28 protein-coding genes are annotated in these 25,972 nt (G+C 48.6%); 6 read left to right on the top strand and 22 right to left on the bottom strand.

All coding sequences use genetic code 11. From position 1 onward, the window contains the following. Positions 1 to 117: 117 nt before the first annotated feature. Positions 118 to 876, top strand: coding sequence for a substrate-binding periplasmic protein (locus Q3O60_RS11595; RefSeq protein WP_305894101.1), 759 nt, complete (start codon positions 118 to 120; stop codon positions 874 to 876). On the opposite strand, the gene Q3O60_RS11600 is transcribed toward Q3O60_RS11595, so the two are convergent. After that, entirely contained in the window at positions 860 to 2,116 is a 1,257-nt protein-coding gene (locus Q3O60_RS11600; RefSeq protein ID WP_305894102.1) for an ABC transporter permease, read from the bottom strand. The two genes, Q3O60_RS11595 and Q3O60_RS11600, sit on opposite strands and share 17 nt — an antisense overlap. Further along, on the bottom strand, positions 2,110 to 2,805 hold the full coding sequence (locus Q3O60_RS11605; RefSeq protein WP_305894103.1) for an ATP-binding cassette domain-containing protein: 696 nt from the start codon (positions 2,803 to 2,805) through the stop codon (positions 2,110 to 2,112). The genes Q3O60_RS11600 and Q3O60_RS11605 overlap by 7 nt, the downstream gene beginning before the upstream one ends. A 65-nt stretch (positions 2,806 to 2,870) precedes the next feature. Here Q3O60_RS11605 and Q3O60_RS11610 point away from each other — a divergent pair, with 65 nt between their 5' ends. Then, the gene (locus Q3O60_RS11610) at positions 2,871 to 3,410 is read left to right on the top strand and encodes a DUF3299 domain-containing protein (RefSeq protein WP_305894104.1); all 540 of its coding nucleotides are present in this window, start codon (positions 2,871 to 2,873) and stop codon (positions 3,408 to 3,410) included. 96 nt (positions 3,411 to 3,506) lie between these two features. On the opposite strand, the gene Q3O60_RS11615 is transcribed toward Q3O60_RS11610, so the two are convergent. Both Q3O60_RS11615 and Q3O60_RS11620 read right to left on the bottom strand, forming a co-directional pair. Next, positions 3,507 to 4,184, bottom strand: a complete 678-nt coding sequence (locus tag Q3O60_RS11615; RefSeq protein WP_305894105.1) for a ZrgA family zinc uptake protein — start codon at positions 4,182 to 4,184, stop codon at positions 3,507 to 3,509. 101 nt (positions 4,185 to 4,285) lie between these two features. Further along, positions 4,286 to 4,714 carry a TraR/DksA family transcriptional regulator gene (locus tag Q3O60_RS11620; RefSeq protein ID WP_305894106.1) on the bottom strand — a complete coding sequence of 143 codons (429 nt, stop codon included), beginning with the start codon at positions 4,712 to 4,714 and terminating at the stop codon, positions 4,286 to 4,288. 128 nt (positions 4,715 to 4,842) lie between these two features. Between Q3O60_RS11620 and Q3O60_RS11625 the strand changes: the two genes are divergently transcribed. Both Q3O60_RS11625 and Q3O60_RS11630 read left to right on the top strand, forming a co-directional pair. Continuing rightward, positions 4,843 to 6,375 carry a cryptochrome/photolyase family protein gene (locus Q3O60_RS11625; RefSeq protein ID WP_305894107.1) on the top strand — a complete coding sequence of 511 codons (1,533 nt, stop codon included), beginning with the start codon at positions 4,843 to 4,845 and terminating at the stop codon, positions 6,373 to 6,375. After that, a complete protein-coding gene (locus tag Q3O60_RS11630) occupies positions 6,372 to 7,883 on the top strand; it encodes an FAD-binding domain-containing protein (protein ID WP_305894108.1) in 1,512 nt (503 codons plus the stop codon). The genes Q3O60_RS11625 and Q3O60_RS11630 overlap by 4 nt, the downstream gene beginning before the upstream one ends. 7 nt (positions 7,884 to 7,890) lie before the next feature. On the opposite strand, the gene glnB is transcribed toward Q3O60_RS11630, so the two are convergent. Continuing rightward, positions 7,891 to 8,229 carry a nitrogen regulatory protein P-II gene (glnB, locus tag Q3O60_RS11635; protein ID WP_305894109.1) on the bottom strand — a complete coding sequence of 113 codons (339 nt, stop codon included), beginning with the start codon at positions 8,227 to 8,229 and terminating at the stop codon, positions 7,891 to 7,893. A gap of 93 nt (positions 8,230 to 8,322) precedes the next feature. On the opposite strand from glnB, the gene nadE reads away from it, so the two are divergent. After that, a complete protein-coding gene (gene nadE / locus Q3O60_RS11640) occupies positions 8,323 to 9,156 on the top strand; it encodes an NAD(+) synthase (protein WP_305894110.1) in 834 nt (277 codons plus the stop codon). A 105-nt stretch (positions 9,157 to 9,261) separates the two neighbouring features. Beyond that, complete coding sequence (locus tag Q3O60_RS11645; RefSeq protein WP_305894111.1) at positions 9,262 to 9,747, top strand: GspH/FimT family pseudopilin; 486 nt, start codon at positions 9,262 to 9,264, stop codon at positions 9,745 to 9,747. On the opposite strand, the gene Q3O60_RS11650 is transcribed toward Q3O60_RS11645, so the two are convergent. From Q3O60_RS11650 to ileS, 17 genes are all read right to left on the bottom strand, one after another. Continuing rightward, the gene (locus tag Q3O60_RS11650) at positions 9,744 to 10,148 is read right to left on the bottom strand and encodes a type IV pilin protein (RefSeq protein ID WP_305894112.1); all 405 of its coding nucleotides are present in this window, start codon (positions 10,146 to 10,148) and stop codon (positions 9,744 to 9,746) included. The two genes, Q3O60_RS11645 and Q3O60_RS11650, sit on opposite strands and share 4 nt — an antisense overlap. Then, positions 10,148 to 11,026: a hypothetical protein gene (locus tag Q3O60_RS11655; protein WP_305894113.1), complete on the bottom strand. Its 879-nt coding sequence runs from the start codon at positions 11,024 to 11,026 to the stop codon at positions 10,148 to 10,150. Before Q3O60_RS11655 ends, Q3O60_RS11650 begins: the two co-directional genes overlap by 1 nt. Continuing rightward, positions 11,019 to 11,387, bottom strand: a complete 369-nt coding sequence (locus Q3O60_RS11660; RefSeq protein WP_305894114.1) for a hypothetical protein — start codon at positions 11,385 to 11,387, stop codon at positions 11,019 to 11,021. Before Q3O60_RS11660 ends, Q3O60_RS11655 begins: the two co-directional genes overlap by 8 nt. 1 nt (position 11,388) lies before the next feature. After that, positions 11,389 to 12,354: a PilW family protein gene (locus Q3O60_RS11665; RefSeq protein ID WP_305894115.1), complete on the bottom strand. Its 966-nt coding sequence runs from the start codon at positions 12,352 to 12,354 to the stop codon at positions 11,389 to 11,391. Beyond that, positions 12,351 to 12,818: a type IV pilus modification PilV family protein gene (locus tag Q3O60_RS11670; protein WP_305894116.1), complete on the bottom strand. Its 468-nt coding sequence runs from the start codon at positions 12,816 to 12,818 to the stop codon at positions 12,351 to 12,353. Before Q3O60_RS11670 ends, Q3O60_RS11665 begins: the two co-directional genes overlap by 4 nt. Positions 12,819 to 12,898: 80 nt before the next feature. After that, entirely contained in the window at positions 12,899 to 13,312 is a 414-nt protein-coding gene (locus Q3O60_RS11675; protein ID WP_305894117.1) for a type IV pilin protein, read from the bottom strand. Then, a complete protein-coding gene (locus tag Q3O60_RS11680; protein WP_305894118.1) occupies positions 13,309 to 16,767 on the bottom strand; it encodes a pilus assembly protein in 3,459 nt (1,152 codons plus the stop codon). Before Q3O60_RS11680 ends, Q3O60_RS11675 begins: the two co-directional genes overlap by 4 nt. An 18-nt stretch (positions 16,768 to 16,785) precedes the next feature. After that, positions 16,786 to 17,286 (bottom strand): pilus assembly PilX family protein, encoded by a 501-nt coding sequence (locus Q3O60_RS11685; protein WP_305894119.1) that lies wholly within the window; start codon positions 17,284 to 17,286, stop codon positions 16,786 to 16,788. Next, positions 17,283 to 18,320 carry a PilW family protein gene (locus Q3O60_RS11690; protein WP_305894120.1) on the bottom strand — a complete coding sequence of 346 codons (1,038 nt, stop codon included), beginning with the start codon at positions 18,318 to 18,320 and terminating at the stop codon, positions 17,283 to 17,285. Before Q3O60_RS11690 ends, Q3O60_RS11685 begins: the two co-directional genes overlap by 4 nt. Then, entirely contained in the window at positions 18,317 to 18,748 is a 432-nt protein-coding gene (pilV, locus tag Q3O60_RS11695; protein ID WP_305894121.1) for a type IV pilus modification protein PilV, read from the bottom strand. The genes Q3O60_RS11690 and pilV overlap by 4 nt, the downstream gene beginning before the upstream one ends. A 9-nt stretch (positions 18,749 to 18,757) precedes the next feature. Further along, complete coding sequence (locus Q3O60_RS11700) at positions 18,758 to 19,321, bottom strand: GspH/FimT family pseudopilin (protein ID WP_305894122.1); 564 nt, start codon at positions 19,319 to 19,321, stop codon at positions 18,758 to 18,760. Positions 19,322 to 19,459: 138 nt separating this feature from the next. Continuing rightward, a complete protein-coding gene (locus Q3O60_RS11705) occupies positions 19,460 to 20,170 on the bottom strand; it encodes a LytR/AlgR family response regulator transcription factor (RefSeq protein WP_305894123.1) in 711 nt (236 codons plus the stop codon). Further along, a complete protein-coding gene (locus Q3O60_RS11710; protein ID WP_305894124.1) occupies positions 20,167 to 21,213 on the bottom strand; it encodes a sensor histidine kinase in 1,047 nt (348 codons plus the stop codon). The genes Q3O60_RS11705 and Q3O60_RS11710 overlap by 4 nt, the downstream gene beginning before the upstream one ends. Positions 21,214 to 21,275: 62 nt before the next feature. Beyond that, positions 21,276 to 22,205, bottom strand: a complete 930-nt coding sequence (ispH, locus tag Q3O60_RS11715; RefSeq protein WP_305894125.1) for a 4-hydroxy-3-methylbut-2-enyl diphosphate reductase — start codon at positions 22,203 to 22,205, stop codon at positions 21,276 to 21,278. Then, positions 22,205 to 22,657 carry an FKBP-type peptidyl-prolyl cis-trans isomerase gene (gene fkpB, locus Q3O60_RS11720; protein ID WP_305894126.1) on the bottom strand — a complete coding sequence of 151 codons (453 nt, stop codon included), beginning with the start codon at positions 22,655 to 22,657 and terminating at the stop codon, positions 22,205 to 22,207. Before fkpB ends, ispH begins: the two co-directional genes overlap by 1 nt. Beyond that, on the bottom strand, positions 22,641 to 23,141 hold the full coding sequence (gene lspA / locus Q3O60_RS11725; RefSeq protein ID WP_369812665.1) for a signal peptidase II: 501 nt from the start codon (positions 23,139 to 23,141) through the stop codon (positions 22,641 to 22,643). Before lspA ends, fkpB begins: the two co-directional genes overlap by 17 nt. Beyond that, complete coding sequence (gene ileS / locus Q3O60_RS11730) at positions 23,141 to 25,972, bottom strand: isoleucine--tRNA ligase (protein ID WP_305894144.1); 2,832 nt, start codon at positions 25,970 to 25,972, stop codon at positions 23,141 to 23,143. Before ileS ends, lspA begins: the two co-directional genes overlap by 1 nt.

Here is a 25,972-nt window from a genome sequence, read left to right on the forward strand (position 1 = left end):
GCCAGGGACAAACTTCATGGGTAGCAAAAAATATCACAGAATTATCAAACACAAGAAATACCGTAGGGGCTACAATCGTATGAGGCATTTCATTGCAATATGAGGAGTATGCGCCAGATGCATGTGCTGAAGATAATCGGATTAGGTTGCTCACTGTTGCTATGTTCCTTCTTGCTTTGTGCCGAGCGCGTTGTGCTGGCCAGCAGCGATTACCAACCACATTATGGTGAAAACATGCCGCAGCAAGGCGCGGTAACCGAAATAGTCCGACAGGCTTTTGCCTTGAAAGGCATTGAACTTGACGTGGTGTTTATGCCATTTGGCCGCGCGATCCACGAAAGTAAACGAGGCAACTATGCGGGTCTGATTGCCGCTTGGTATGATGATGAACGGGTAGAGCACTTTCTGTATTCGCAGCCGATGTACGCCAATCACATCGTCTTGTTTAAACGAAGATCGATGCCACTTGAGTTCCGAAGTTTTTCACAACTGGCGGCTGCACGGTATCGACTCGGCTTGGTACAAGGTTATGCGCAACCTAAAGGCTTGCTTGAAGCGGGCTTAAATACCATTTCTGTAGCCAGTGATGAGCAAGTATTTCGTATGCTGGCACTCAACCGGGTCGATCTCGTTCCCGCAGATAAGCTAAATGGTCTGTATCTGCTGCAAAGTTTGCTGCCAGAGTACGCGGAATACATTGAATACATTGAGCCTGCTCTGGAGCAAAGGCCCATGTATTTGGTGTTATCAAAGCAAGATCCACGCTCTGAGGAATTAATGGAGCGTTTTAATCGCGGCCTGCAACAACTGCAGGCCAGTAATCAGTATCGCGCCATTTTGAACCGCTTACTGCCGGAGCCTACAGCCGAACGCTAAGCCCATCGGTCAATGCCCTGCGATAGGCCAACCAGGATGGAATGCAACCAAGGATAAGAGATAACCCTATCACTACACCCACCAATTGCAAACTGCTTGAGCGGATCGGATTTAAGCCAATAAATAGCCCGTAACGGCTGGCCAGCAGGTCCTGCCCAAACCACAAAGCCACAAACAACAAGGCAAATGCGAGCAGCAATGATGCCAGCGTAATCAGTAATACTTCGAGCTGTACCAACAAAAACAAACTACGAGGATGAGCACCTACTGCCCGTAAAATGGCAATTTCGCGCTGTCGCTCTTTCATTGATGCCAGCAAGGTGGTTGTCATACCAACCAAGCCAGCCAATAACACCAGTAACGTAATCACCAGCAATAAACGCTCAACCATGCTTAGCATTTGCCATAACTCAGCCAAAGCTACACCTGGCAAAATTGCACTTAACGGCTCACCACGAAACTCATTGATTTGCCGCTGCACCATAAAGGTAGCCGCTCTGGAATTTAATCCAACCAAAAACGCAGTAATTGCCTTGGGTGTTAAATCCATCTCTACCGCTTGCTCTGCACTCACTCGTCTTCCTGGCATAGGAGCGCCTTGTTGCCAGTCAATATGGATGGCTTCAATACCTTGCAAGGTCACATGTACACTTTGGTCAACCGGTGTGCCGGTTGGCGCCAAAATACCCACTACGGTGAACGGCTTGTCTTTGTGTTCGCTAAAGCTGACTTGTCCTATGCCATGCGCCAGCACAATCTCATCACCTAATTGATAGCCAAGCCGGGTCGCCACTTCCGCACCTAAAACGGTGTCATACACATCGGAAAATACCTCACCTTGCTGCAACTGCAGGGAGTTCTGACCGGCATAACGGTAGTAGGTAAAGTAGTCTTGATTGGTCCCCACCACACGGTAGCCACGGTGAGAGTCTCCCAACGAAATAGGAATGGTCCAGGCAATTTGCGGATGATTCTGAATACGCTGATAGCTCTCCCAGCTTAGATTGGCCGTGGCATTGCCGATACGAAAAATAGAGTACAGCAGTAAATTCAACTGGCCAGAGCGGGCACCAACGATTAAATCGGTCCCCGACACCGTGCTGGTAAAGCTATTTTTTGCTTCATGCCGTAGGTGATCGATCCCAAGTAGTAGAGTGATGCTGATCACCAATGACAACAAAGTCATCAAGACAGTACCACGGCGATTAAAAAGGCTAAGTCGGGCTAATTTTATCAACATGCTTGTACTCCTTGCGCTAACTGCTCCATGTCGAGGTACCAGTGAAAATACTGACGAAGCGCCGTATCATGACTGACAAAAATGACTGTGGTACCACTGTCATTGGCTTCAGCCAACATCAACTGCATAAAAGCATCTCGATTATCGGCATCTAAAGCCGAGGTGGGCTCATCCGCAATCAGTAAGGCTGGCCGTAATAGCAGTGCTCTGGCAATAGCTACTCGCTGCTGCTGCCCCACACTAAGCTCTGCTGCAGCCCTTTGATGTATACTCTCAACCAGACCAAGTCGAGACAGCAGCTGACTGGCTCTTTCCTCAGATGCTGAAATGGACTGGCCGGCAAAGCGAGCTACCAACAGCACGTTATCAATCACCGACAAATAAGGAATGAGGTTCAGTTGCTGAAACACCACACCAATTTGTTGTGCCCGAAGGGTATCCCGCTTCGATGCAGAAAGCCGATGCATCGGTTGCTGTTGCAACCACAGCTCGCCTTGATGTGGCGTGGTAATGCCACTTAGTAAATTTAATAAGGTGGTTTTACCAGAACCAGAAGCGCCCCGAACAAATAAATGCTGGCCCGCTTCCAATTGCAAACCCGGTAACTGCAACTGCCAGCCAGAGCTGCCCGGCCAGCGAAACTGCAGATTTTTGAGATCAATCACATATTTTTTCGGCTTGTCGGTCACTAGTACGCTCTCGTCCGTGGTAATATATAAGGCAGTGTTATATCAAAGTTCAGAGGTAAGCTCCAATGATGCGTTCTCTTTCCATAGCAGTTCTTCTGGTGTCTATCGCATTTGGTATCCAAAGCGTGCAGGCCAATGAAGCCAAGACATTAGAATGGACCGATCTGATGCCAGAAGATGACTTAGCCTTACTTGAGTCATTACCGGACATCGAGCATGACTATAGCCAACCATCACCATTTGATGATACCTCGGACGATCCAAGTGCCAGCTTATGGCAGCAGGTGCTGAGCTCTGCCAAAGTCCGCGAAGAATACAACAATCAGCGTGTGCGTTTGCCGGGCTTTATTGTACCGCTTGAGTTTGATGAAAACCAAAACGTAACCAGCTTCTTTTTGGTGCCTTACTTCGGCGCTTGTATTCATGTACCACCGCCGCCACCGAACCAAATCATTTATGTTACGGATGCAAAAAACCTGACGGCAGATATGATGTACACTCCTTTTTGGATCACTGGCACCCTGACCACCGATTCCATGACTCATGATTTAGCTTTTGCTGCCTACAGTTTAAAAGCCGATCATATTGAAGAATACACCTGGTAATTGATGAATTCGTGTCTCATAAAAAAACGCCTGAACTCAGGCGTTTTTTTGTATCAATAGCAATACTATCAAGCTCATTCAATAACTGCTTACAAACTAAAAGCGCACCCGGCTATCACGCAAAGTCGCGCGGCTCATCCCTTGGCGCTCATTCAGTATCCATTGCACTTCGACGCGCTCAATAGAAGGCATCAACTGCAACAAGCCTAATTCAATATCCTGTAGCCGTGCAGGGTTATGACACAGCAATGAAAAGTTCGCGTAAAAATCACCATGCCCCTGATGGTTGCCTCGGGTTAAGTCAGTACTGGCGTCGGCTTGCTCAATCTGACAACCGGCATCCCGACTGATGCTAAACCAGTCCCCTTTAGCAAGAATAGTCAGAGCAGCTTGGATCTCCTGACGCTGCTCGTCGGTAGATGGGGCGTGCTCAAAGCCAACAATGTTGTATGCCGCAGATTGCAATGCCAGCATCGCTTCATTGCCCTCTAGCACAAAAGTCAGTAAAGCCTCGCCATGAACATGAGCGCCCATTTGGGTAAACTCTTCATCGTGGTCGTGAGAATGGTCATGATGATCATGGCTATGTTCATGCTCAGAAACATGATCGTGATTGTGTTTAGGCGATTCAGGCTGATGCTGATGCTCATGCTCGTTCTCGTGCTCATGATGTGGTTCTTGCGCGTCATGCGGTTGATGGGCCGACAGCGGCATGCTGATTAGCATGGCAGCGGCTAATGCGCTCACTACCAGTGGCAAATGTGGTTTCATCATCGGTTTCCTTGTTACGTTAAACCCTAGAAATTTCCATCAGATTAAATGATATTCAGAGCGAATACTAGCGCATTACGCATGGATAAACTCTGCTAAGAATCTCAGCCGCGCTGTTTCTTGTAATGCTTTTCACGTATTTCCTGTCGCTCTTTTGCCTCTAAGCAAAGTTCAGCAGTCGGTCTGGCCAGCAGACGCCGTATACCTATCGGCTGACCGGTTTCAACACAGTAACCATATTCCTGTCGAGCCACTCGATCCAGTGCCTGCTCGATTTTTCGTAGCAAAAAATATTCGCGCTCGACCAGCCGAAGGTTTTGCCGATTATCCTCTTCAATAAGGGCGCGATCCAATTCATCCGGTTCCACTGCTACCGAGCTGAGGTGCTGCTTGATTTGCTCAATATGATGCTGTATCTGCTTTTTCTGCTGCCTCAGCAGTTGTTCAAAAAAAGCCAGTTGCTGAGCATTCATGTAATGGTCATCAGGCATCGCAAGGATGTCCTGCTCGGCTGTCCGTTCGGTTTGGGTCATGTGATCATTCACCATCTAAATTTGAGTTATAATATAACATCACAACAACCAATGAAAAGCCAGTCTGCTGATCGATCTTGAGAAATAGCACGTAAATACTTCTACTTTTACCCGACATGAATGCCACCATGCCAAGACTTGTTGTAATACTCGGTGACCAGTTAAGTCCTGCGATTTCAAGCTTACGTAACCTACAACCGGACGATGTGATTTTAATGGCTGAGGTCGGTAGCGAAGCTCATTATGTGCAGCATCATAGCCACAAGTTAATCCTCATCTTCAGTGCAATGCGCCACTTTGCTGCTACGCTAGAGCAGCTGCAACATCAAGTGATCTACCTGAGCTATCAACAGCAGCCACAGGTTGAAAGTATGACTGATGCCGTGGCTTTCGCATTGCAGCAGAATCCGCACCTTAGTTCAATCATGATAACGGAATGCGGCGAATATCGGCTGGAACAAGAAATAGCTCGCTGGCCAGAGCAATTTTCTTTGCCGCTGGAACAGCTGGAAGATGATCGCTTTATTTGCTCACGACCGCAGTTCGCGCAGTGGGCCAAAGATCGACAACAGTTCCGGATGGAGTACTTTTATCGGGAAATGCGTCGCTTTACGCGGTTGCTGATGACAGAAAACAATCAGCCGGAAGGAGGCAAGTGGAATTTTGACAAAGCAAATCGCAAATCCTGCCCGCCAGGTTTGCAACAAACCCCGCCGCTGCAATTTGAACCTGATGACATTACCTCTGATGTCATCAAGCTTATTGAGCAAGAGTTTGCCTCGAACATGGGTACCCCTGCTTCGTTTTCATTCGCGGTGACAGGTAAACACGCCCGGCAGGCTTTCTTGCACTTTATTGAGCATCAGCTGGCAAAATTTGGCGATTACCAAGATGCGATGCTGATGGATCAACCCTACTTATTTCATAGCATCTGCTCTATGTATTTAAACATAGGTTTATTAGATGCTCGCTGGATGTGCCAGAAAGTTGAGCAAGCATACCATGAGGGAACTGTACCTTTGAATGCTGCCGAAGGCTTTATCAGGCAGATTATTGGCTGGCGAGAATTTGTACGTGGCTTGTACTGGTTGCAGATGCCAGATTACAAAACCCGTAATACACTGACTGCGGACCGAGCACTGCCAGCGTTTTACTGGACAGGCGATACCCAGATGCGCTGCATGCAGCAGGCATTACAAAGCACCATTGATCATGCCTACTCGCATCATATCCATCGACTGATGATTACGGGTAATTTTGCCCTGTTGACTGGTCTGGATCCTGCTGAAGTCACTGACTGGTATCTGGCGGTCTATGCAGATGCTTTTGAATGGGTTGAATTGCCCAATACGCTCGGCATGGCTTTATTTGCAGATGATGGGGTGCTGGCATCCAAGCCCTATGCCGCTAGTGGAAAATACATTCAACGCATGAGCAACTATTGCCAAAACTGCCCCTATGATGTGAAGAAAACTCATGGTGAAAAGGCCTGTCCATTCAATGCTTTGTACTGGGACTTTCTGGACCGACACGCTACTCAGCTCGGTGGTAATGCTCGGCTGCAACTGGCGTATCGCCAATGGCATAACAAAGCAGCTGATGAACAAGATGCTATTCGCCAGCATGCTCAGCAGACCTTGTTACGACTCGAGCAACTATGATTCAGCTGGTTTGGTTTAAGCGAGATTTTCGTATAGATGATCATCAGCCCCTGGTACAAGCCGCTCAGTGCGGCCCTGTGCTCCCCGTCTATATTATTGAACCCAACTATTGGCAACAACCAGATACTTCATTGCGACAATGGCAATATGTTCAACAGTGCTTACGACTATTAGATCAACATCTGCGTCAGCTTGGCCAACCTTTGCTTATCGAATACGGGGCTGCCAGTCAGGTATTGGCTCATTTATGTCAAAAATTCAAAGTGTCTGCTGTCCATAGCCATGAAGAAACCGGCAACCTGTGGACTTACCAGCGAGACAAAGCGGTAGCGCGAATGCTGCAACAGCATCAGGTAGCATGGCACCAGTATCAACAGTTTGCCGTATTCCGTGGTTCTATCAACAGAGATCAATGGCAATCTCAGGCTGACCATTGGTTGCAGAAAAGTACCGTTGCGCCGCCTAAAAGCTTACCGTTGGTTTTCCAGCCTGCAGAGCCGATCTGGCCTGCGCTTAAGCGAGTACGAGATTTGCCCCCATGTCAACAGCCGCAGGATGCCAAGCATGCACTTCAAACACTCAACTCATTCTTCGCCAACCGCTATCGTCATTACCTATTTAGTATTGGTCGCCCAGGCCCGGCAGAAAAGTTTAGTTCCCGCTTAAGCCCTTATCTGAGTTATGGTCAATTCAGCATTCGTCAGTTAGTGCAGCTGACCAATCAGCAGATTCAACAAGAGCCCGGCGATGTAAGAGCAAGAACAGGGTTTCTATCCCGACTTCGCTGGCACTGCCATTTTATCCAAAAACTCGAGTCAGAACCGACTATCGAGTTCTACCCGATGCATCCCGGTTATCAGGGTTTTCGCGAACAGTCATTCGATCATCACCGCTGGCGCAGTTGGTGCGAAGGGAATACTGGTTATCCATTGATTGACGCTTGCATGCGGGCTTTATTAGCCACAGGCTGGCTTCACTTTCGCGGCAGGGCCATGCTGACATCCTTTGCCAGTTATTATTTAGGGCTACCATGGCGGCCTATCTCCTTGCATTTGGCAAAATGTTTTGTCGATTACGAACCAGGTATTCATTACACACAAATACAGATGCAAGCCGGAGTAACAGGGATCAATATCAATCGGATGTACAACCCGGTTAAACAAAGTCAGGAGCGAGATCCTGAAGGGGACTTTATTAAGCGGTGGGTTCCTGAATTGAGGCGAGTACCAGCAAGTTGGATCCATACGCCTTGGCTGATGCCAGCCCCCGAACAAAAACGCTATGGCTGTATCCTGCAACACCATTATCCAGATCCACTGGTTGAACCCTCGACTGCCATTTCACAAGCTCGTCAGGCACTCACTCAGTGGCGCCAGCAGCAGGATACAACCCTCTGGCAGCACCAGAAACAACAAGTGATCGTTCGGCACGCCAGCCGTAAACGACCAACCGCCAAAAAGAAATCAAAGCCTAAGCAAGCACAACTTACCCTGCCCGGCTTTTCTTAATCTGTGACTAAATTGCTTCTTCGTCTTCTTCGCCCGTTCGGATGCGGATCACCCGGCCCACATCCAACACAAAGATTTTACCGTCCCCAATACGACCGGTATGTGCTGTCTTGGTAATGGTCTCTAAACACCGCTCAACCTGATCATCACTGACCACAATTTCCAGCTTCACTTTCGGTAAGAAATCAACCATGTATTCAGCACCGCGATACAGTTCGGTATGCCCTTTTTGACGACCAAAGCCTTTCACTTCAGTCACCGTCATACCGGTAATATTGATCTCCGCCAATGCTTCCCGAACATCGTCTAATTTGAATGGTTTAATGATCGCTTCAATTTTTTTCATGCATCCAAACACCTGAACAGAATGGTACTCTATGATAGCATTAACCAAAGCCTAATGGGTATGACCCTTTCATCCGAACTCAGGAAAACTGCCATGACTCCAGAGCAAATTATTGCAGAAATGCGCGTCCAACCTTCCATTGCCCCTGAGCAAGAAGTACGTCGACGTGTTGATTTTATTAAGCGTCAATTGCAACACTCCGGCATGAGCACTTTAGTACTTGGCATCAGTGGTGGGGTTGATTCCACCACATGCGGCCGATTGGCTCAATTGGCCGTCAATGAACTCAATGAGGCAGAGCCAAACCGTTACCAGTTTGTTGCGGTTCGGCTGCCCTACGCCACTCAAGCTGATGAAGACGAAGCCCAGCTGGCGCTCGATTTTATTCAACCAACCCAAGCGCTGAGTATCAATGTGCAGCCGGGTGCCGATGCCATTCATCAGGCAACATCCAGTGCTTTGGCTGCCATTGGCGCCAGCATCGATGATGAGAAGAAAATTGATTTTAGCAAAGGAAATGTCAAAGCACGCACCCGGATGGTGATCCAGTATCATCTGGCAGGTCTGCTCAATGGCTTGGTGCTTGGTACCGATCATTCCGCAGAAAATATCACCGGCTTTTACACCAAATGGGGCGATGGCGCTTGCGATTTAGCGCCACTCTTTGGTTTAAGCAAACGTCAGGTTCGGGCGCTTGCTCACTATCTGGCAGCTCCCAGTCAACTGGTCGGGAAAACACCCACTGCGGATTTAGAGTGTTTGCAACCACAAAAAGCCGATGAAGCAGCGCTTGGTTTAAGCTATGACGATATTGATGATTTTCTGGAAGGAAAGTCGGTCAGCGGGACTGTACGCGATCGTTTGATCAACATTTACCTGAAAACCCAGCATAAACGTCAACCGATTGCGACCGTGTACGATGACTAAATAAGCGAAAAAATAAAACTATGCCTTAACCATAAATTGACATTTTAAATTTTTTATCTCAAAATTATCACTATGTATTCATAGTGCATACCATATGGGATAAGCATGCGAGGCTGGACATTGATTGAAATGATGGTGGTGTTGCTGATCATCATCATCTTCAGTACCGTTGGTGTACCCAGCTGGCACCACTTCATCAACAAATACCGGGCACAAAGTTACATGAAAGAACTAAGCCAGCAGTTGGCTTATGCCCGGGTGATGGCAAGCGGACAAGCCAGTGTCGTCCGGCTTTGTTCATGGCAGCAAGGCGAATGTCAATCCAATTGGTCCAACAGCCCGGTTCAAGTCAGTGTCTGGCAAAACAATCAGTGGCAGCTGGTTCGTCAACTGCCCGAAGTACACCCATCCCATCAACTGCATTACAACCGTACTCAACTCAGCTTTCGCCGCGATGGCAGTTTAGGCCCACTTGAAAATGGCAGCTTTATTTATTGCCCTAACAACGGCTTGAACTGGCATTACCGTCTAACACTGAATCAAGCCGGCCGCAGCCGTTTATTGTTCCAGCAGCAAGCTTGTCCAGCTTAAAGCCAGCAACTCGACGGGTAGCTTAATCCTTCATTACGTTGTCCAACGTGATTAAAGCTAAACACCAAACATTCATGGTCTTCAGCCTGTACTCCTATGGCTGTAGCCATTAATTGATAACTCATGTTATCTGAACCAACGTCCATATTGACTAAGTAGCGGCCAGATGGAGTCACCATTTCTGTCACGCCTAACTCAGCTAAGGTACTGCTGTACTGACGAAACTCGGCATAATACAGCTCTTGTCGAGCAGCTAAAGCCAGTATCACCTCACTGGCCTCAGCCCGGTGGCTCCGAAGCACTACCTGAACATAGGATGGATAAGCAATTCCTGCCAACAGTGCCAAAATCACCAACGCGATACACAACTCAATCAAGGTAATGCCACGACTGCTTTTCATCAGTAGGCCCCCTCTTCGTACCAGAATGTAGCCACCTCAATCTGTTGAGGCCACTGTGAAAGATCAAGTGTCTGATAACAATCCAGACATTCAGCGGTAATTTGCTGCAAGGCAGCATCTAGTTGCCATGCTTGCGCATCTTGCTCCAGCCATACGCTGATCTGCTGCTCAGGAGTCACTCGCAATTGCCAGTGCAGCGGGCCGGTGTGCGGCACAGTTATTTCTACCTCCGGCTTCGTCTTATGGCCAGAATGCATATGAATAACTTTAACCGATAAGTCCAAAGGGTAATCAGGACAACTGCTTGTTTGTTGTTCAGAGGTACTTGCAATGTACAACATGCCTGCATAGAGCTGTGGCAATTGCACCGCCCAGCCTGGCAATGGGCGCCACCAGCCCGGTGCTTGCTGTACTTGCTGCCATAATGATTCTACCGTGTCCGGTTGGCTGGGTAGTACCGCCCCAGCCACCACATCATCACTCAAGTGAGGTTGTAAATCAGCGAACTGCCAGACCGTTTTTTGTTGAGGGAATATCCGAACAATCACTAACTGATCAAACTGGCCAGATGGATCCCGAGCCAGTAGTATCAGCTGCTCAAAATGCTGTTGTGCACCAAGAACAGTGACCGGTAACCAGCTCTGCACCGCCTTATGATGCGCTGAAAAATGCCAGCCAGAGTCACTTAAATCGGCTAGTAACACCGGCTCTGACAAGAGCTGACCAGCACTACTTTGGCGATAGATCTGACCACTACTTTGCACGATATAGTCGGATGGCCCGGCCTCCACATCAAAGCAATGCAAAGGCGTATCAAGAGAGCTACTATGTGGCCATAGCAGTGGCAGCAACACACTAAGCTGAAGTATATTAATCATGAAAAATGTCCTCATCCAACGCTATCGTCAGCTGGATACTTCCCACCCGCTCAGTAAAAAGTGGTGTCGCCGTCTCACTCCACACCATCTGACGACCGCATTGCAATTGCTGCCCTTCCCAGGCAGCAAATCGAGCCGGACACCAACGAGGATCCAGCTCCGCAGCAGGTGCGGCTATACCCGCACTCAATTGCAGCTGATGCTCTGCCCAAGCCTGTTGGCGGTTGATTAACTGCTGTTGTCCCAAAGCCGCGATACGCAGGCTGAGCTGACTACTGTGTAAGATAGAAACCACCACAATCAGCATGACGGTAGCTAATAACAGTATGGTGACTAAAGCAAATCCCTGTGTTGCTCGCATCTTATCCTCCCTGAAGTTGCCGATTCACATTATGAAAATACAAGGTACTTTGTAGCATCAGCCGCCGGTAATGATCGCCGGGTGCTTGAAAACTCATTTGTCCCATTGGGTACACCAAGTCGTTTTGATAGCCCGGATCGCTTTCTAAGCTGCGGATAATAAAATAATAACTGATGGCGACAATACGGCTATGTTGTTGATACCAATGCTCGGGTTGCAGCTGGTGCGGACTGGCAAAATAGTTAGCCCGGCCATCCTGGCTGGTATCCACCCCCAACTCCACATACAGAACTTCAACGCCATCCATCAAAGAGTCGGTATGCATACGAGGAAAGCCGGCCTGACTTCGGATCAGACGCTTTCGCATCAAGACAGGGATATCGCCCTGTTTCTGTACATAAAACAGCTGATGCGCATAAGGCCAGAATTCAGTATCAGCCTCATTGACCGCTGTTTCGCTATCAACAACAGTGAGGCCACTGGGTTGGATTTGCAGGTAGTAACGATTTTCTTTTAATTCATGGTAGTGAAACGGCTGCGCCACCAAACGCTTAAATTGTATAATAGTCCCCTGTTCAACCGCCTGTCCCATGCAGCTGATACCGCTGCCTGATCCTAACTCGGCATACAAAGGAACCAGCCGCAGATCCGCTCGGGGAAAACTACCACTGTCGTCTGGCAGGCTAATGCATTCGCCCTGTACCGGATTGAAACTGGCAGCAGCCGCATCGATATGTTGCAAAGAAAAACCAGCCCAGAAACCGATGTGTTGTAATTCACTTTGCAATAGATTGAGCAAAAGTTGGCCTTGTTGCTGCAACATCGCTAGTTGCATGGATTCCCGGCTCATTTGCTGCTGGCGGCTGGTCGTCACCATTAAAATAGCGAACAGACTCAAAGCCAGTGCGGCGGCAATCATCAGCTCAACCAAGCTAACCCCGCTTTGTCTGCTCCATGGCCGTTTCATAGTGATGCCTGCACACTTACAGAAAAATCAGCTTCAGCGGCATCACAGAGTGGTGTGGGAGCAGTCTGCTGTAATAACTGACGGCGATGCCAATGAATAGTAACCTGCAATTGCCCACCACTTACGGTATGGCAATAACCTGCACTGGCGAGGGAAAGTGGAGCGTTAAACCATTGAGACTGCCATTGCTGCTGCAACCAAATCGCAGCATCAACCGGTGCGCAAGGGGTGCCAGAAAAGCAATCCGTCCCCGGTTGAGCAGAGAACACAACGTCAGGGCTACCAGCAGCCTGCATTCGATTAAGCCAATCGGTGGCCATCGCTGTTGCTTGAGTTCGCTGTGTCGCTTCAACCACTAGCTGCCTGGCATACAGCTGCCCAGATAGTGCCCCAAGGACAGAGACTTTTAATAGTAAGACGGCAATGAGTACTTCTAGTAAACTGATCCCTTGTTGTAACCGCATATCCATATGCTCATATATTAACCAAAGTTAACTATATAGTTACAATAAAAATTAAAAAGATCAATATTTTTTGTGTTTTTTTACCAACATTTTTGCACTATCGCCGGATCAGTTCCACCCGCAGCACCTTTTTGGCCAGCTTGTGTCAAGGTAAGCGTGCCACAATCATCAGTGGCCTGAACGCCCTGAGGAACGGCTGTTAAGGTATAAGTGCGGGCAGCTTGATTCGTTATGCTATAACTATAACGCTGAGCTGTGTCATTTTGGCACTGCATTGTTGGCAATGTGGCACCAACATAAGACATCTCACTGGTATAATATCGCTCCATGACATGCGACATTTCAAATAAGCAGCCAGTTGCCGACGTTCTATAGGAACGCTCAATTTGGGATTGATAGGCTGGGTAAGCTATCGCCGCAATAATACCGACAATAGCCACCACCACCATAATTTCAATCAAAGTCATACCGTGTTGCAATCGATTTTTTTTCAATTGGTCATCTCCCGCCAAGATACACGTCCCCGACGAACGCCAGAACTAGTCAATATGGATTCAATGCTTGTATCGGTTAGCCCTACCACCATTTCGTCTCCCATAAATAAAGGCTCACCTGGCATACTATCAAAACCCACGCCACTCACAGGCACCTCACCATCAGGAGAGGACATCGTATCGCCATCATCAACAGTACCATCCTGATTAATATCGAAGAAGTTACGATTCAAGCGCCCCCCTTTAAATGGATCAATTGCCATAACGAAGCCTGAGCCACCTGGGTTACAAATATCAGTATCTGGAATAATTGAGTTCACAACTAAGCCGCGCCCAATAATTTTTGGTTGATTAACAATTCGCTCACCTTGCTTTTGGCCATTCACCATTAAATCAATGAACCAACCTTTGTTATCAATGGTTCCACCCTCTTCTATCGAACGAACCTGACGCCCACTAACGAGTGACTGTTGATTTATTTTCCGCTCGGTCAACTGTGCCCTGCTCACTATCTGCTCGCCATCTATAAGACCATACCAAGATTGCACCTCTGAACTTGCAGGATCATCATTGCTTAAGTAGCTGCCGGTACCAAAAAACACCCACCGTTTACCTGTCTCAGGATCTGCGGCAACGGAAATACCTCCCATAATACTTTGACGTTGACCATCGGCATTTTCGGCACTAAACAGCGGTCTGGGGTTACTTCCTTGCTTGTAATAGGAATCCCACTGCCCCACATTGCTGTGATTGAGATCAAACTTCCATACATTGCCTTGGTAATCACCAGCAAATACATAGTTCACATTACCATCATTGTCATCATCCCAGGTTTCAACCTGACTCAGACCATTGGATAACGTCTTACCATCCAAGTCAAAATCATTCTGGCCAACACCTGTATTGATATACTTGATCAAATTGCCATTTTGAACATTTAACAAAAACAACCCTGCTTTATGATCACTGCTATTAAAACCGTTTCCGGTAATTACTGCCCACTCACCATTTTTCAGCCGCCCAATCACGGGTTTCCCAACCATGGTGCCAAGCCGGTCATCAGAAAACTCCCACAAGATTTGTGGGCTGGTTGGGACCGTTACATCTAAGGCGAAAAGTAAATTTGCGCCACGGCCAGTGCTTCCTACCAAAATGGAGCGCCACTGCCCCCCGATAAATACATCAGATACCGTTGCATTACCATCTACATAGTATTCATGCAGATAATCCGGATCAGCCAAAGCAGGCAGCTTAGGGAGTAGTTTAGAGGGAATGTAAGCGAACATCTCTTCACCGGTCTTGGCAGAAAACCCATGCAGCATGCCACTATTGGATCCAATAAATACCACAGGATCTCTATCACGGTTAGTCTGAATAAAAGTACGGTAAGAGTTCAACTCATCCCATTGGAAGCGGTCATAGAAACGATTTTCTGGTTCCGCAACATACACCGGCGATGAGTGAGCTATATCGCCAAGCACCGAGCTGCGATTACGAAATTGATAGCTAGCATCGTTTTCCCGAGCCTCACGCGTCCGATCGCCTCGAATAAAGTCAACCAGTGCTTCGGATTGAAGCCAGCCTTTCTGCGTTGAATTAAGATTACTCCAGGTAAAGGCTTTTTGTGTACTACCATCGAGGAACTGAATATTCCGGCCAGCCCAGGCACGCGTATTTAATTGCTCAGCAACTTTCCATTTCGGCTCACCGCTAACGTTATCTGCATCGAAGCCCCATAAATCTCCCGACCAATCACCTGAGCGAAAACGCCCCTGAAACACCATCTGATCAGTTTCCAGCGACGTCGTTGTTCCAGCTAAGTTGGATGCAGAGCCAACCCGGTCTGCAATTTGGTTTAATGTCCGGGTAAGCTCTTTGGCAAAGGTTTCCGGGTCATCAGCACTAAAAAAACCGCCCCGACTATTGACTGCTGCATGCAGCATATCATCAATTTTAGGGGCCAATGCACCGGCGGCTCCTGGATCAGGCCAGGCAATACTCGTTTCAGTGCCTATAGCATCAAATGCGGTTTTCGGATCAATACTCCCTCGTACACCTAATCCTACGGTAAAAGTCACCATATGCTGCCAAAACGCAGGATTAGTATTGTCATTTGGGGTTGGTACCCGATTGTCCAGATCGGGTCGCAGATCATTTTTCCAATACTTCATCGCTACATCAGCTAACGTATTTGAATATCCATCAGCAAACGGTGCTGTTGGCTGATATTGGTAAGTAGTACCATCAGGCCGGCTGTGGATGGGGCCATTACTATTATCTTCATTTCCAACACCAGAAGGGTTAGTCCCTCCCCAATATCCATCCGACATCAAAATGCTAAAACTTTGCCGGCAAGTCAGATGCTCAATAGTTGGCTCAGCACCAAAACCAGGGTTCAAGCCCCAGGGGCCACGGCTGTCTGAGCGAGAAAAGTACTCTCCAGCTCCCACCAAAGCATTGCGAAGTGGAGTACCCTGTGCCGGGATATTTTGGTTATAAAGTGCATCAAAAAAACTAGAACGATCAGAACCTGCAAAGCGGCGGACGCCACGGACCACTGTGCTGGTAGACACTCCATCAATCGAAGAACTACTTGTATTTATGGTGCCATAGCCAACTCGCATGTTATCGCCTTGGGCAGCAAAACCACGGCCAATCCCCGCTTTGGAAGCAAAAATACGGTTGCGATGATAGGTGTACCAATTAGCAAAATTCTGAATTTCTTCGGCATAGGTGCAAGCGTTGGCGGTAGCACAATCAGTACGGTTACGACTGCCATCAGAATGAACTATTTCACGACCATGTCCTGAAAAAGGAGCATTGCCAGGTTTAATCTCAACACGTTGGTAACTACTTTCCTGCCATAGATCACCACTGCCATCATAGTGGTAATAGACCGCAGGGAAAAACGTCTCATTAACATTATTGTGTGTACCATCATCATTCACCCAGCGCGCTTGCTGAGTGTTCGAGGCAGTTAAATTTCGAGTTCCAAAACCACCCAATGGGTGATTCAATGCTGCAGTAGCAGTAGCAGCTGCCATTAAAGTTCCATCCGGATTCGACCAGGGCTGGTAGGTAAACGCTGGATTGTAATACACCGTATTATTATGACTGGAACGAAAGTGCGCAGCCGTATTGCCGCTAAAGCGAACTGTTCGAGTGTTATTGTAATCTGAGCCACCAAAAATACCCGCCACCCTGGGGAACATCCACATAGTGTAAGTAGCATTATTTCCGGTCAACGTGGTGCCAAAATGGGTAGTCAGCTCATCTGGCATCGTTTCCCATTGCATTGAACCGGAGTCATCGATAATAAATAAGATATTAGGCTCTACAGCACTACCGGTTTGCAGGGGCATATTGGAAATTGCCACCGAAGCCTCTGCAACAGATACCCCCATCACAGCACTGAACAACAAGCTGTATAGATGTGACGATTTTATAGTGGGCATAGTCTGCTCCTGATTCAATTAGCGGCGAAATAGCACTTGTAGCATGATGCCAGCTCGGTCATCATCTGCACTGCGGGCAGTGATGCGATACGTTTGTGATAAACATCCTGGAGGTATAGTTGAACCTCGGGCGCAATCAGGTGGATCTGGCCAACGGCCCATATCTTCAATAATGAACTCAGTGTTGGGATGCATACCACCAAGGTTTATATCAGCAGCTTCCCACACCGTGGCAGGGTTACGCCAACGCGGTAGGTTATTCGGGTCCGGTTGCTGAAAACGGCCATCAGTATCATTGAAGTCATCGTGGTTAGGGTTGGCTATCAGCCACTCTTCAGCAAATCGCACGGCACTTTCGACCGCTTGAAAAGCCAATTCACGATCATACAAATTCGAACTCATTCGTTCTTGTTGGCCGGTACCACGGCTCGAAGCCAGCGCAATAACAGTAATCGCAATGAGTAATAACAGGCTGATGATTAACGCCATGCCCTGTTGTGAGTTGATTCGCTTCATCATAGTACTGGATTCCTCAACGCAACTTCGTGCACTATCGTTCGGTTCAAGCGATTGCCATCATCAGTCATATTGTCATGTGGTGATTCAACCGTGACAGTCAGACGCGATGACACCACGTCAATCCAACGATTAGCCGGAACCGCATTGGTTGCAATAAAACTATTCGCACCCAGCAACAAAAACTCGAACTGCACATCAACCACGCCCTCAATCACCTCTTCCACCACCACGTTTCCCTGCTCAACGGAGGTTCGGTACAGAGACTGTCCGCCTGTTGCCGGACGGCCATTATGACCGACAAACCAAGAAACAGACTCAAACTTAGATAACACCGCGTTTGGAGGAAACACATAAGCAGTACCAGCTGAGGCACTGCAACTGGTCGGGCCGGGAAAACCCAAACGATTGGTGCAGTTACCTGGTGTAGTGGTATTGCCGGTATTATGAATAACGTTAACGCCACCACCTGTAATATTAGACACTTGGAAAATAGTTGATTGAGACTGATCGCAGACCATCACAATATCGCCTTGAGCAATATTAGCGCCAGCAGCAATTTGAAAGCTTGCATTGACACCTGAAGGCACATGAGCAATGGCAATAGCTTCATCACCATCGCTTAATGAATACATCATCTGAATAGCCGAAGTGCCAGACACACGTTGGCCCACGCCCGTACCAAATGCCACACCGGGGTAAGCAGTGTCACCATCATAAGCCATAAAATTACTGCCGCCCCAATCAGCCCACCATGCATTACCAGCCAGTACATTGACGACTCGTCCATTGTTGGTACAACCTGAGCTGCCTGCGTTACGAAGATCTCGCGTCAATAATTGAAAACCAACCCGAAAACCATCCTGCATCCGATTCAAACTATCATTCACCCGATAGGTTTGTTGAGTGGATAAAAACACCCCCATCACACCACCAATAAGAATCACACCTAGCATCATGGCAATCATCAGTTCGACCAAAGAGACACCTCGTTGGTGATGAGCCCTTGTATTCATCTCTATTCTCACTGCTGTCATAACATTACCGCCGTTCGAATTGCTGAGTCTGCCATTTCACTTAATCGTGTGTCCTGCCATTGCACCTCTATGACATACAAGCCACCGGAAAAACTAATGGAGCAGTCAACATCATCGCCCAACTCAAGTTGCAGGCGCCCCACCCAATGGCTTAGCTGCTCACCAACCAAACCGCTTCCGCCGGCGGTGCAACCACTTAAGGCATAAGCACCCGGTGCTGCATTTGGGTTGGCCCGAATACTCTCAATAATAGAATCTACCATCACTACAGCCATGGTTCGTTCGTAAGCCCCTTGCGTGTTACGCACTGAGTTAGCCTGAAGTGCGGCAACCCCTAACAGGCCAATACCTAAAACCAGCATGGCAATTAACACTTCTAATAAACTAACGCCGCGCTGTGATTGGAATGAGCTCTGCCACTGCTTCATGTTTATCTCCTAACTATTGCCTGGGGTACTGCAGTTTTCATCATGAACCGGCGTAATGCTCACACGGCCACCAGAAATGAACTGCACATCTCGTGCATTAGGATTTGGTCGTCCAGAGGGACTGCAGACCCGTAACGAAGCACTTAGTAAGTTATTGTTCGTAGGATGGCGGATAAAGCCTTGCGCGTTATAGCGGATACTAAATGACGAATTGGCCAGTGCTGAACTAGCACGTGTGACCAGTTGATTGTGTATCAATCCCGTAGCAAGTACTGTATCACCACCTTGCTCCAGAACGATCCAGCCAGCCCACTCACCACCTGCGGGCTCGGAGCAACTGCTACTGTTGGTACTATGGCATAAGATAACATTACGGTTTAACCGAATTGCCTCACTTCGTGCAAAGCTCATCGCCGAAAGCAGCTCATTCGCTTGTGAGGTCAAACGATTACCATTGATCAAGTTTGTAAAGGAAGGAACAGCAACCGTCAACGCAATCGTCAACACTGCCACCGTCACCATCAATTCAATCAGGGTAAACCCGTGCTGTTTTTTCGAAACGCTTTGCACCATAACATCGCTTATAAACACTTTTTGATGTTACCAGCATAGGGTGTTACGGGTAAAAATCTACTGCGAGTTGGATGAACGGTTGGATCGGCCGATAAACGGCGTCTACGGCGTGTTGCTCTTTGCTGATTGCTTTACATCCTAGAGTTTCTGTTGCTGCAAAAGCAATCGAATTTTGCTTGCTTCCCGCCGGCTTACATCAAGCCGCTCGGCACATCCATTTAACTCCAGCCAGTAGCCAGAACCGTGCTGATGTAAAGCAACAAAATGCTGGCTATTGATCAGTACTTTACGATGAATACGCAACAGTTGCGGGTAATCCAGTTCCAACTGACGCAAACTTTGTTCTATCAGGGCCTCTCCCCCCTGAAACACAAGACGCACGTACTTGTCTTCGGCTTGCAGATACAAAATAGCAGAGAGTGCGACTTGGCGACTTACACCGGCCAGCTGATAGCTGATCACCGGTTCTTTTTTCGCTTCCAACTGAACGCGGTTTGGCTTGCCTAAGCGCCCAAGTAAATCCGCCAGCGCTTCGGCTGAAACCGGCTTCACTAAATACCCGGCCGCGGCCAGTTGCCATGCATTCAGGGCATGCTGTGGGTGTGCCGTCACAAAAACCAAGGCGGGAGGCACCACTACGTCAGAGAGTGCTTTGGCGACATCCAAGCCTGACAAGGTTGGCATTTCTATGTCTAACAACAGTAAATCTGGTTGCAAACTGCGGCATAGCTCCAATGCTTGCTGACCATCTTCCGCCTCACCCACTAGATCAACATCGGCATGCGCTTGCAATAAACGACGCATGCGCGAGCGCGCCAAAGGTTCATCATCAACCAGCAATACTTTCATGCAATCTGCCCCTCCACTGTACGTGGCAGCACTAATTTAACCCGGAATTGCTGCTCCACCCGGCTGCAATGCAACTGTGCATGCTGCTGATACATGAGTGCTAAGCGCTGGCGGATATTTTCAAGCGCAATGCCATTGCCTTTGCTGGAACGCACCGCCTGCTCGGGTAATGTATTGCTGATCAGCAGCGTCACTGAGCGGGCGGACTGCACCAGCTCAATATCGAGGATACCGCCTTTTTTAGCCGGCTCGATACCGTGATAAATAGCATTTTCTAGTAATGGCTGTAAGGTCAGCACCGGCATAGTCAACGCCACCAGCTCCTTCGGAAGGCGCCAGTGTACTTGCAACCGCTCCCCTAACCGCCACTGCTCCAAGGCTAAATACTGCTTAGCCAGCGCAATTTCATCCTGCAACTGAGCCTGCTCTCCTGCATGCATTGCGGCCCGGAATAAGCTGGCAAGATTTAACAATGCCTGCTCGGCTGCAGCAGGATCCTGGTGCGTCAGTTCGGCCGCCGTATTGAGGCTGTTAAATAAAAAATGAGGACGGATCCGGGCTTGTAATGCATCCAGCTCAGCTCGGGACTGAGCTTCTATCCGCAAACTGCGCTCCAGATGCATGGCACTGAATTGAATGGCCAATAAACCTACAATGAAGGCAATCAATAGATTGGTGAGGGTAAATTGCCACAACGACTGGGCCGGTTGCCAGTGAAAACCAGCCAAAAAAGGCACTGCGATCAGGCTAACCACAAGGGTAAAAAACAGCAAAGTTAACAGGGCAGCCAGACCTTGTACCCAAGGGCGATATAAGGCCAAACGTAGCCGAAGACGGCACAATACAGCAATGCTGAGTAGTGATGTCCAATGGACAAAGAGGCTAATGACACCAAGGCGAAGCCACGGGTCACCCTCACTTCCCGGTGAGAATGCCAGTATAATAGCGACGGCTTGGGCTAGAACCACCACAGCCAGAACGCCACGGCTCTGACAGAAAGCAGGTAACGCTGAGTGATGCTGTAAAGATCCCGTTTGAGTCATACCGGCGCTATGCAATGTAAGATGAACTTGACTATAGCGCCATCACCCCGGTAACACCAGTGCTAGCGCAGCTCGGCTGGTATAGCAAACACGATGTTTTCTTCACGACCTGGGTGCTCGATCACCAACTTGCCACCAGAGTCTTGCAGTTTTCTGACCACTTGCTGCACCAATACTTCCGGGGCGGAGGCTCCTGCGGTTACCGCAATTTTATTCATGCCATCCAACCATTCTGCCTGAATATCATCAGCTGTATCAATTAAATAGGATGTGCAGCCCATCTTCTCCGCCAACTCGCGCAGTCGATTCGAGTTACTGCTATTTTTCGCCCCAACCACCAGCAACAAATCCGCTTTACCAGCCAACTCCCGTACCGCATCCTGACGGTTTTGCGTGGCATAGCAGATATCATCTTTACGCGGGCCTTCAATATCGGGAAATCGCTCTCTAAGCGCAGCAATCACATCAGAGGTGTCATCCACCGATAACGTCGTTTGACTGCTGTAACACAACAGCTGCGGGTTTTTCACCTCAAGTTGCTGCACATCGGCGACCGACTCAACCAGATAAATGCCTCCGGCAGGGTTATCGTACTGCCCCATGGTACCTTCTACTTCAGGATGACCGGCATGACCTATCAAAATACACTCGATGCCTTTGCGACTGGCGCGGGTGACTTCCATATGTACTTTGGTCACCAGGGGGCAGGTCGCATCAAACACTTTCAAACCACGTTTTTTGGCTTGTTGACGCACCACTTGTGACACACCATGCGCACTAAAAATAACAATTTGTCCGTCTGGCACTTCAGTGAGCTCATCGACAAATACGGCACCACGGCGGCGCAAGCCATCAACCACAAATTTGTTATGCACTACCTCGTGCCGCACATAAATCGGGTGCTCATACAATTCAAGAGCACGCTCAACTATACTGATGGCACGATCGACACCTGCACAGAAACCGCGAGGGTTTGCCAGTATAATCTCCATTACTGCACCTCCAGAATCTCAAGTTGAAAGGTCAGCGTTTGACCAGCCAGGGGATGGTTAAAATCTACGGTAACAGATTGCCCTGCCACCTCACGGATCAAACCTGGCAACTCCGAACCATCGGGCATGCCAAAGCCAATGATTGCACCGACCTCTGCCGGGCTTTCCGCTGAAAATTTGTTGCGATCCAGATAATAGATATTATCCGGATTCGGCATACCATAAGCATCCTCTGGCGGCAGTGTGAATGTCAGTTGTTCACCAGCTTTTCGGCCCAGCAACTGCGCCTCAAAAGCTGCTGACACACTACCATCACCCATTCGCATCCTGGCCGGTTTATTGTGTACCCGGGTGCTTTCTGCTGCACTGCCATCCGATAGTTTAATATCAACATGAAATAGCACGGTACTTTGCCCGGTAATCGTCATTGATGCGTTACTTGCTGTGCTCATGGCTGTGCTCCCGCTGACTAAAACTATCCCATATCAACAATGCCGCGCCCACCACAATGGCTGAATCAGCGATATTGAAGGCTGGGTAATGCCAGTTTTGATAATACAAATGAAAAAAGTCGATGACGTAGCCATGCCACAGCCGGTCAATCAAGTTGCCAAGTGCGCCGCCAATGATCAAACTAAGGCCAATGCTCAATTTGCTCGCCTTAGGTCCCAATCGCGCTAACCAGACACTAAGCACCGTGGTAATCGCCAGCGCCACTACAGTAAAAAACCAACGTTGCCAGCCGCCCGCATCACTTAAAAAAGAAAAGGCCGCACCGGGATTACGCACATAGGTCAAATTAAAAAAAGGCAGCAACTGGATGGAGTCATACAGCGCCATGCTGTGATGCACCCACTGCTTGCTTAGTTGGTCCATGACCAGAACCAATAACGCAAGCCACCAGAAAGCCCAGCCTGTTTGGCGAAATAAATGCATCAGGCAAATTCTCTTTGTTCACCATCACCGCTGACATTGCTGACACAGCGCAGACAGATGGTTGGGTGAGCGCTATCCGCGCCAACATCATGTCGGTAGTGCCAGCATCGCTCGCATTTCACTGCACTGCTTGGGTGTACCAACACAGATAAACCGGCGATCTCTGTCGCCTCAGCATCGGCCGGGGCTGGTTCACTGCTGACCGTTGCCGTACTGGTGATCAGCGCGAAGCGCAGCTCATCCTGAAGTTTTTCCAATTGCGATGCCAACTCAGCAGGAGCATACAGAGTCACCTCAGCTTGCAATGAAGCCCCTATGACCTCTTGCTTTCGAGCTTTTTCCAGCACCTTATTCACTTCATCACGCACCAACAACAATTGTTGCCAGAACGCATTGTCAAAACGGCCTTGCGGAATGTCACGCAGACCTTCGTACCAGACATCCATAAAAACAAAAGGTTGCTGCTGCTCTGGCAATTGCTGCCAGATTTCCTGCGCGGTAAAGCTCATGATCGGCGCCATCCAACGCACCAGCGCTTGCACAATATGATACATCGCTGTCTGACAAGAGCGACGAGCCTGGCTATCTGCCTTGGCAGTATACTGTCGGTCTTTAATCACATCCAGATAAAAGCTACCCAGTTCAACGGTACAGAAATTCATCAGTTTCTGACTAACCTGATGGAACTGGTAATCGTCATAAGCAGCAATAATTTCTTGTTGCAGCTGAGCAGCTCGAGTCACCATCCACAGATCCAGTTCAACCAACTCGCTCAGTGGCAGTTGATCACGCTCAGGCTCAAAACCATTCAAATTGGACAATAAGAAACGAGCGGTGTTTCGAATACGACGATACTTATCGGCAGCACGATTTAGGATTTCATCCGAGACTGTCATTTCTGAGGTGTAATCGGCAGTAGCGACCCACAACCGCAGAATATCTGCGCCTAACTTATTCATCACTTGCTGAGGCGATACCACGTTGCCCAAAGACTTTGACATCTTCCGACCTTGACCATCTACCGTAAAGCCATGCGTCAATACTTGCTTATAGGGTGCATGCCCTTTGATGCCAACACCAGTCATCAGCGATGACATAAACCAACCACGGTGCTGATCTGAGCCCTCTAAGTACAAATCGGCCTGGGTTGCACCATTAAAATCGGCCCGGGCATCCACCACACAAGCATGGGTTACGCCTGAGTCAAACCACACATCCAACGTATCTTTCACTTTGACATACCGCTCAGCATCGTCTGCGCTAAGCAGTTCATCAGCAGTCATATCAAACCAGGCTTGGATCCCTTGTTGCTCTACTTTTTGAGCCACTTGCTCAATTAATGCAGCGGTATCCGGGTGCAAGGCACCACTGTCTTTATCGACAAACAACGGGATGGGTACCCCCCAAGTCCGCTGGCGAGAAATACACCAATCCGGGCGACCTGCGACCATCTTTTCGATCCGGTTTTGGCCCCAATCAGGTATCCACTGTGTTTTTTCAATTTCTGCAAGCGAGGTCTGGCGCAAACCTTGTTGCTCCATGCTGATAAACCACTGCGGCGTAGCACGAAAAATTATCGGCGTCTTATGGCGCCAGCAATGTGGGTAGCTGTGCTGATAGGCTTTATGCACCAGCAGAGCTTTGTGCTCTTTTAACGCTTCCACCACGCTATCATTGGCTTTAAACACATGTTGACCGGCAAACAAAGGCGTATCTGGCAAATACACACCATTGGCGCCCACCGGGTTTGCTACCTCAAGGTTGTAGAGCTTACCCACCACAAAGTCTTCCTGACCATGGCCCGGTGCAGTATGCACGCAGCCAGTCCCCGATTCAGTGGTGACATGCTCACCCAAGATCATCGGTACTTCGAAATCATACAGAGGATGCTGTAAAGCGACTAATTCCAGTTGTTTTCCTTTGCAAAAACCAAGTGCATGGTAGTGCTCAATTCCAGCGCGAGCCATCACTTCAGTCACCAGATCCGTGGCGATAATCAAGCGCTCAGGACCATGTTCCCCTTGCTCCACTTGCACCAGGCTGTAGTCTAAATCGGCATGCACTGCCACAGCGCGGTTGGCTGGAATGGTCCAAGGCGTCGTAGTCCAAATAACGACCGACACTGTCCCCTTGCCACGATGCGCTTCAGGATGATCAAAACGATCCACCACACTTTCATCGACGACCTGAAAACGCACATCAATGGCTGGCGATGTCTTGTCCTGATATTCAACTTCTGCTTCCGCTAATGCCGAACCACAGTCGGTACACCAATGCACTGGCTTAAAGCCTTGTTGCAAATGACCATTGTCTATGATTTTCCCTAAAGAGCGAATAATATTGGCTTCAAAATCAAAATCCATGGTGCGGTAAGGGTTATCCCAATCAGCGAAAACCCCTAAGCGAATAAAGTCGACTTTTTGCGCTTCAATCTGAGTCGCTGCATAGTCACGACATTTTTGCCGGAACTCCGCATCGGTTAACTTCACTCCGGGCTTACCATATTTTTTCTCGACCACCAGCTCAATCGGTAAGCCATGACAATCCCAGCCCGGCACATAAGGCGCATCAAAATCAGACAGGGTTTTGGCTTTAACAATCATGTCTTTCAAGATTTTATTGACCGCATGGCCAATATGAATGCTGCCATTGGCATAAGGAGGGCCATCATGCAGGATAAACTGCGGCTTGCCTTTTTTTACCGTGCGGATTTGCTGATACAAATCAGCTTGCTGCCATTCAGCTAGCATCTCTGGCTCTCGTTTCGCCAGATTGCCTCGCATGGCAAATTCGGTTTCAGGCAGGTTCAAGGTATGCTTGTAATCACTCAT

It is taken from the genome of Alkalimonas collagenimarina, assembly GCF_030717845.1.
GTDB classification, from domain to species: domain Bacteria; phylum Pseudomonadota; class Gammaproteobacteria; order Enterobacterales; family Alteromonadaceae; genus Alkalimonas; species Alkalimonas collagenimarina.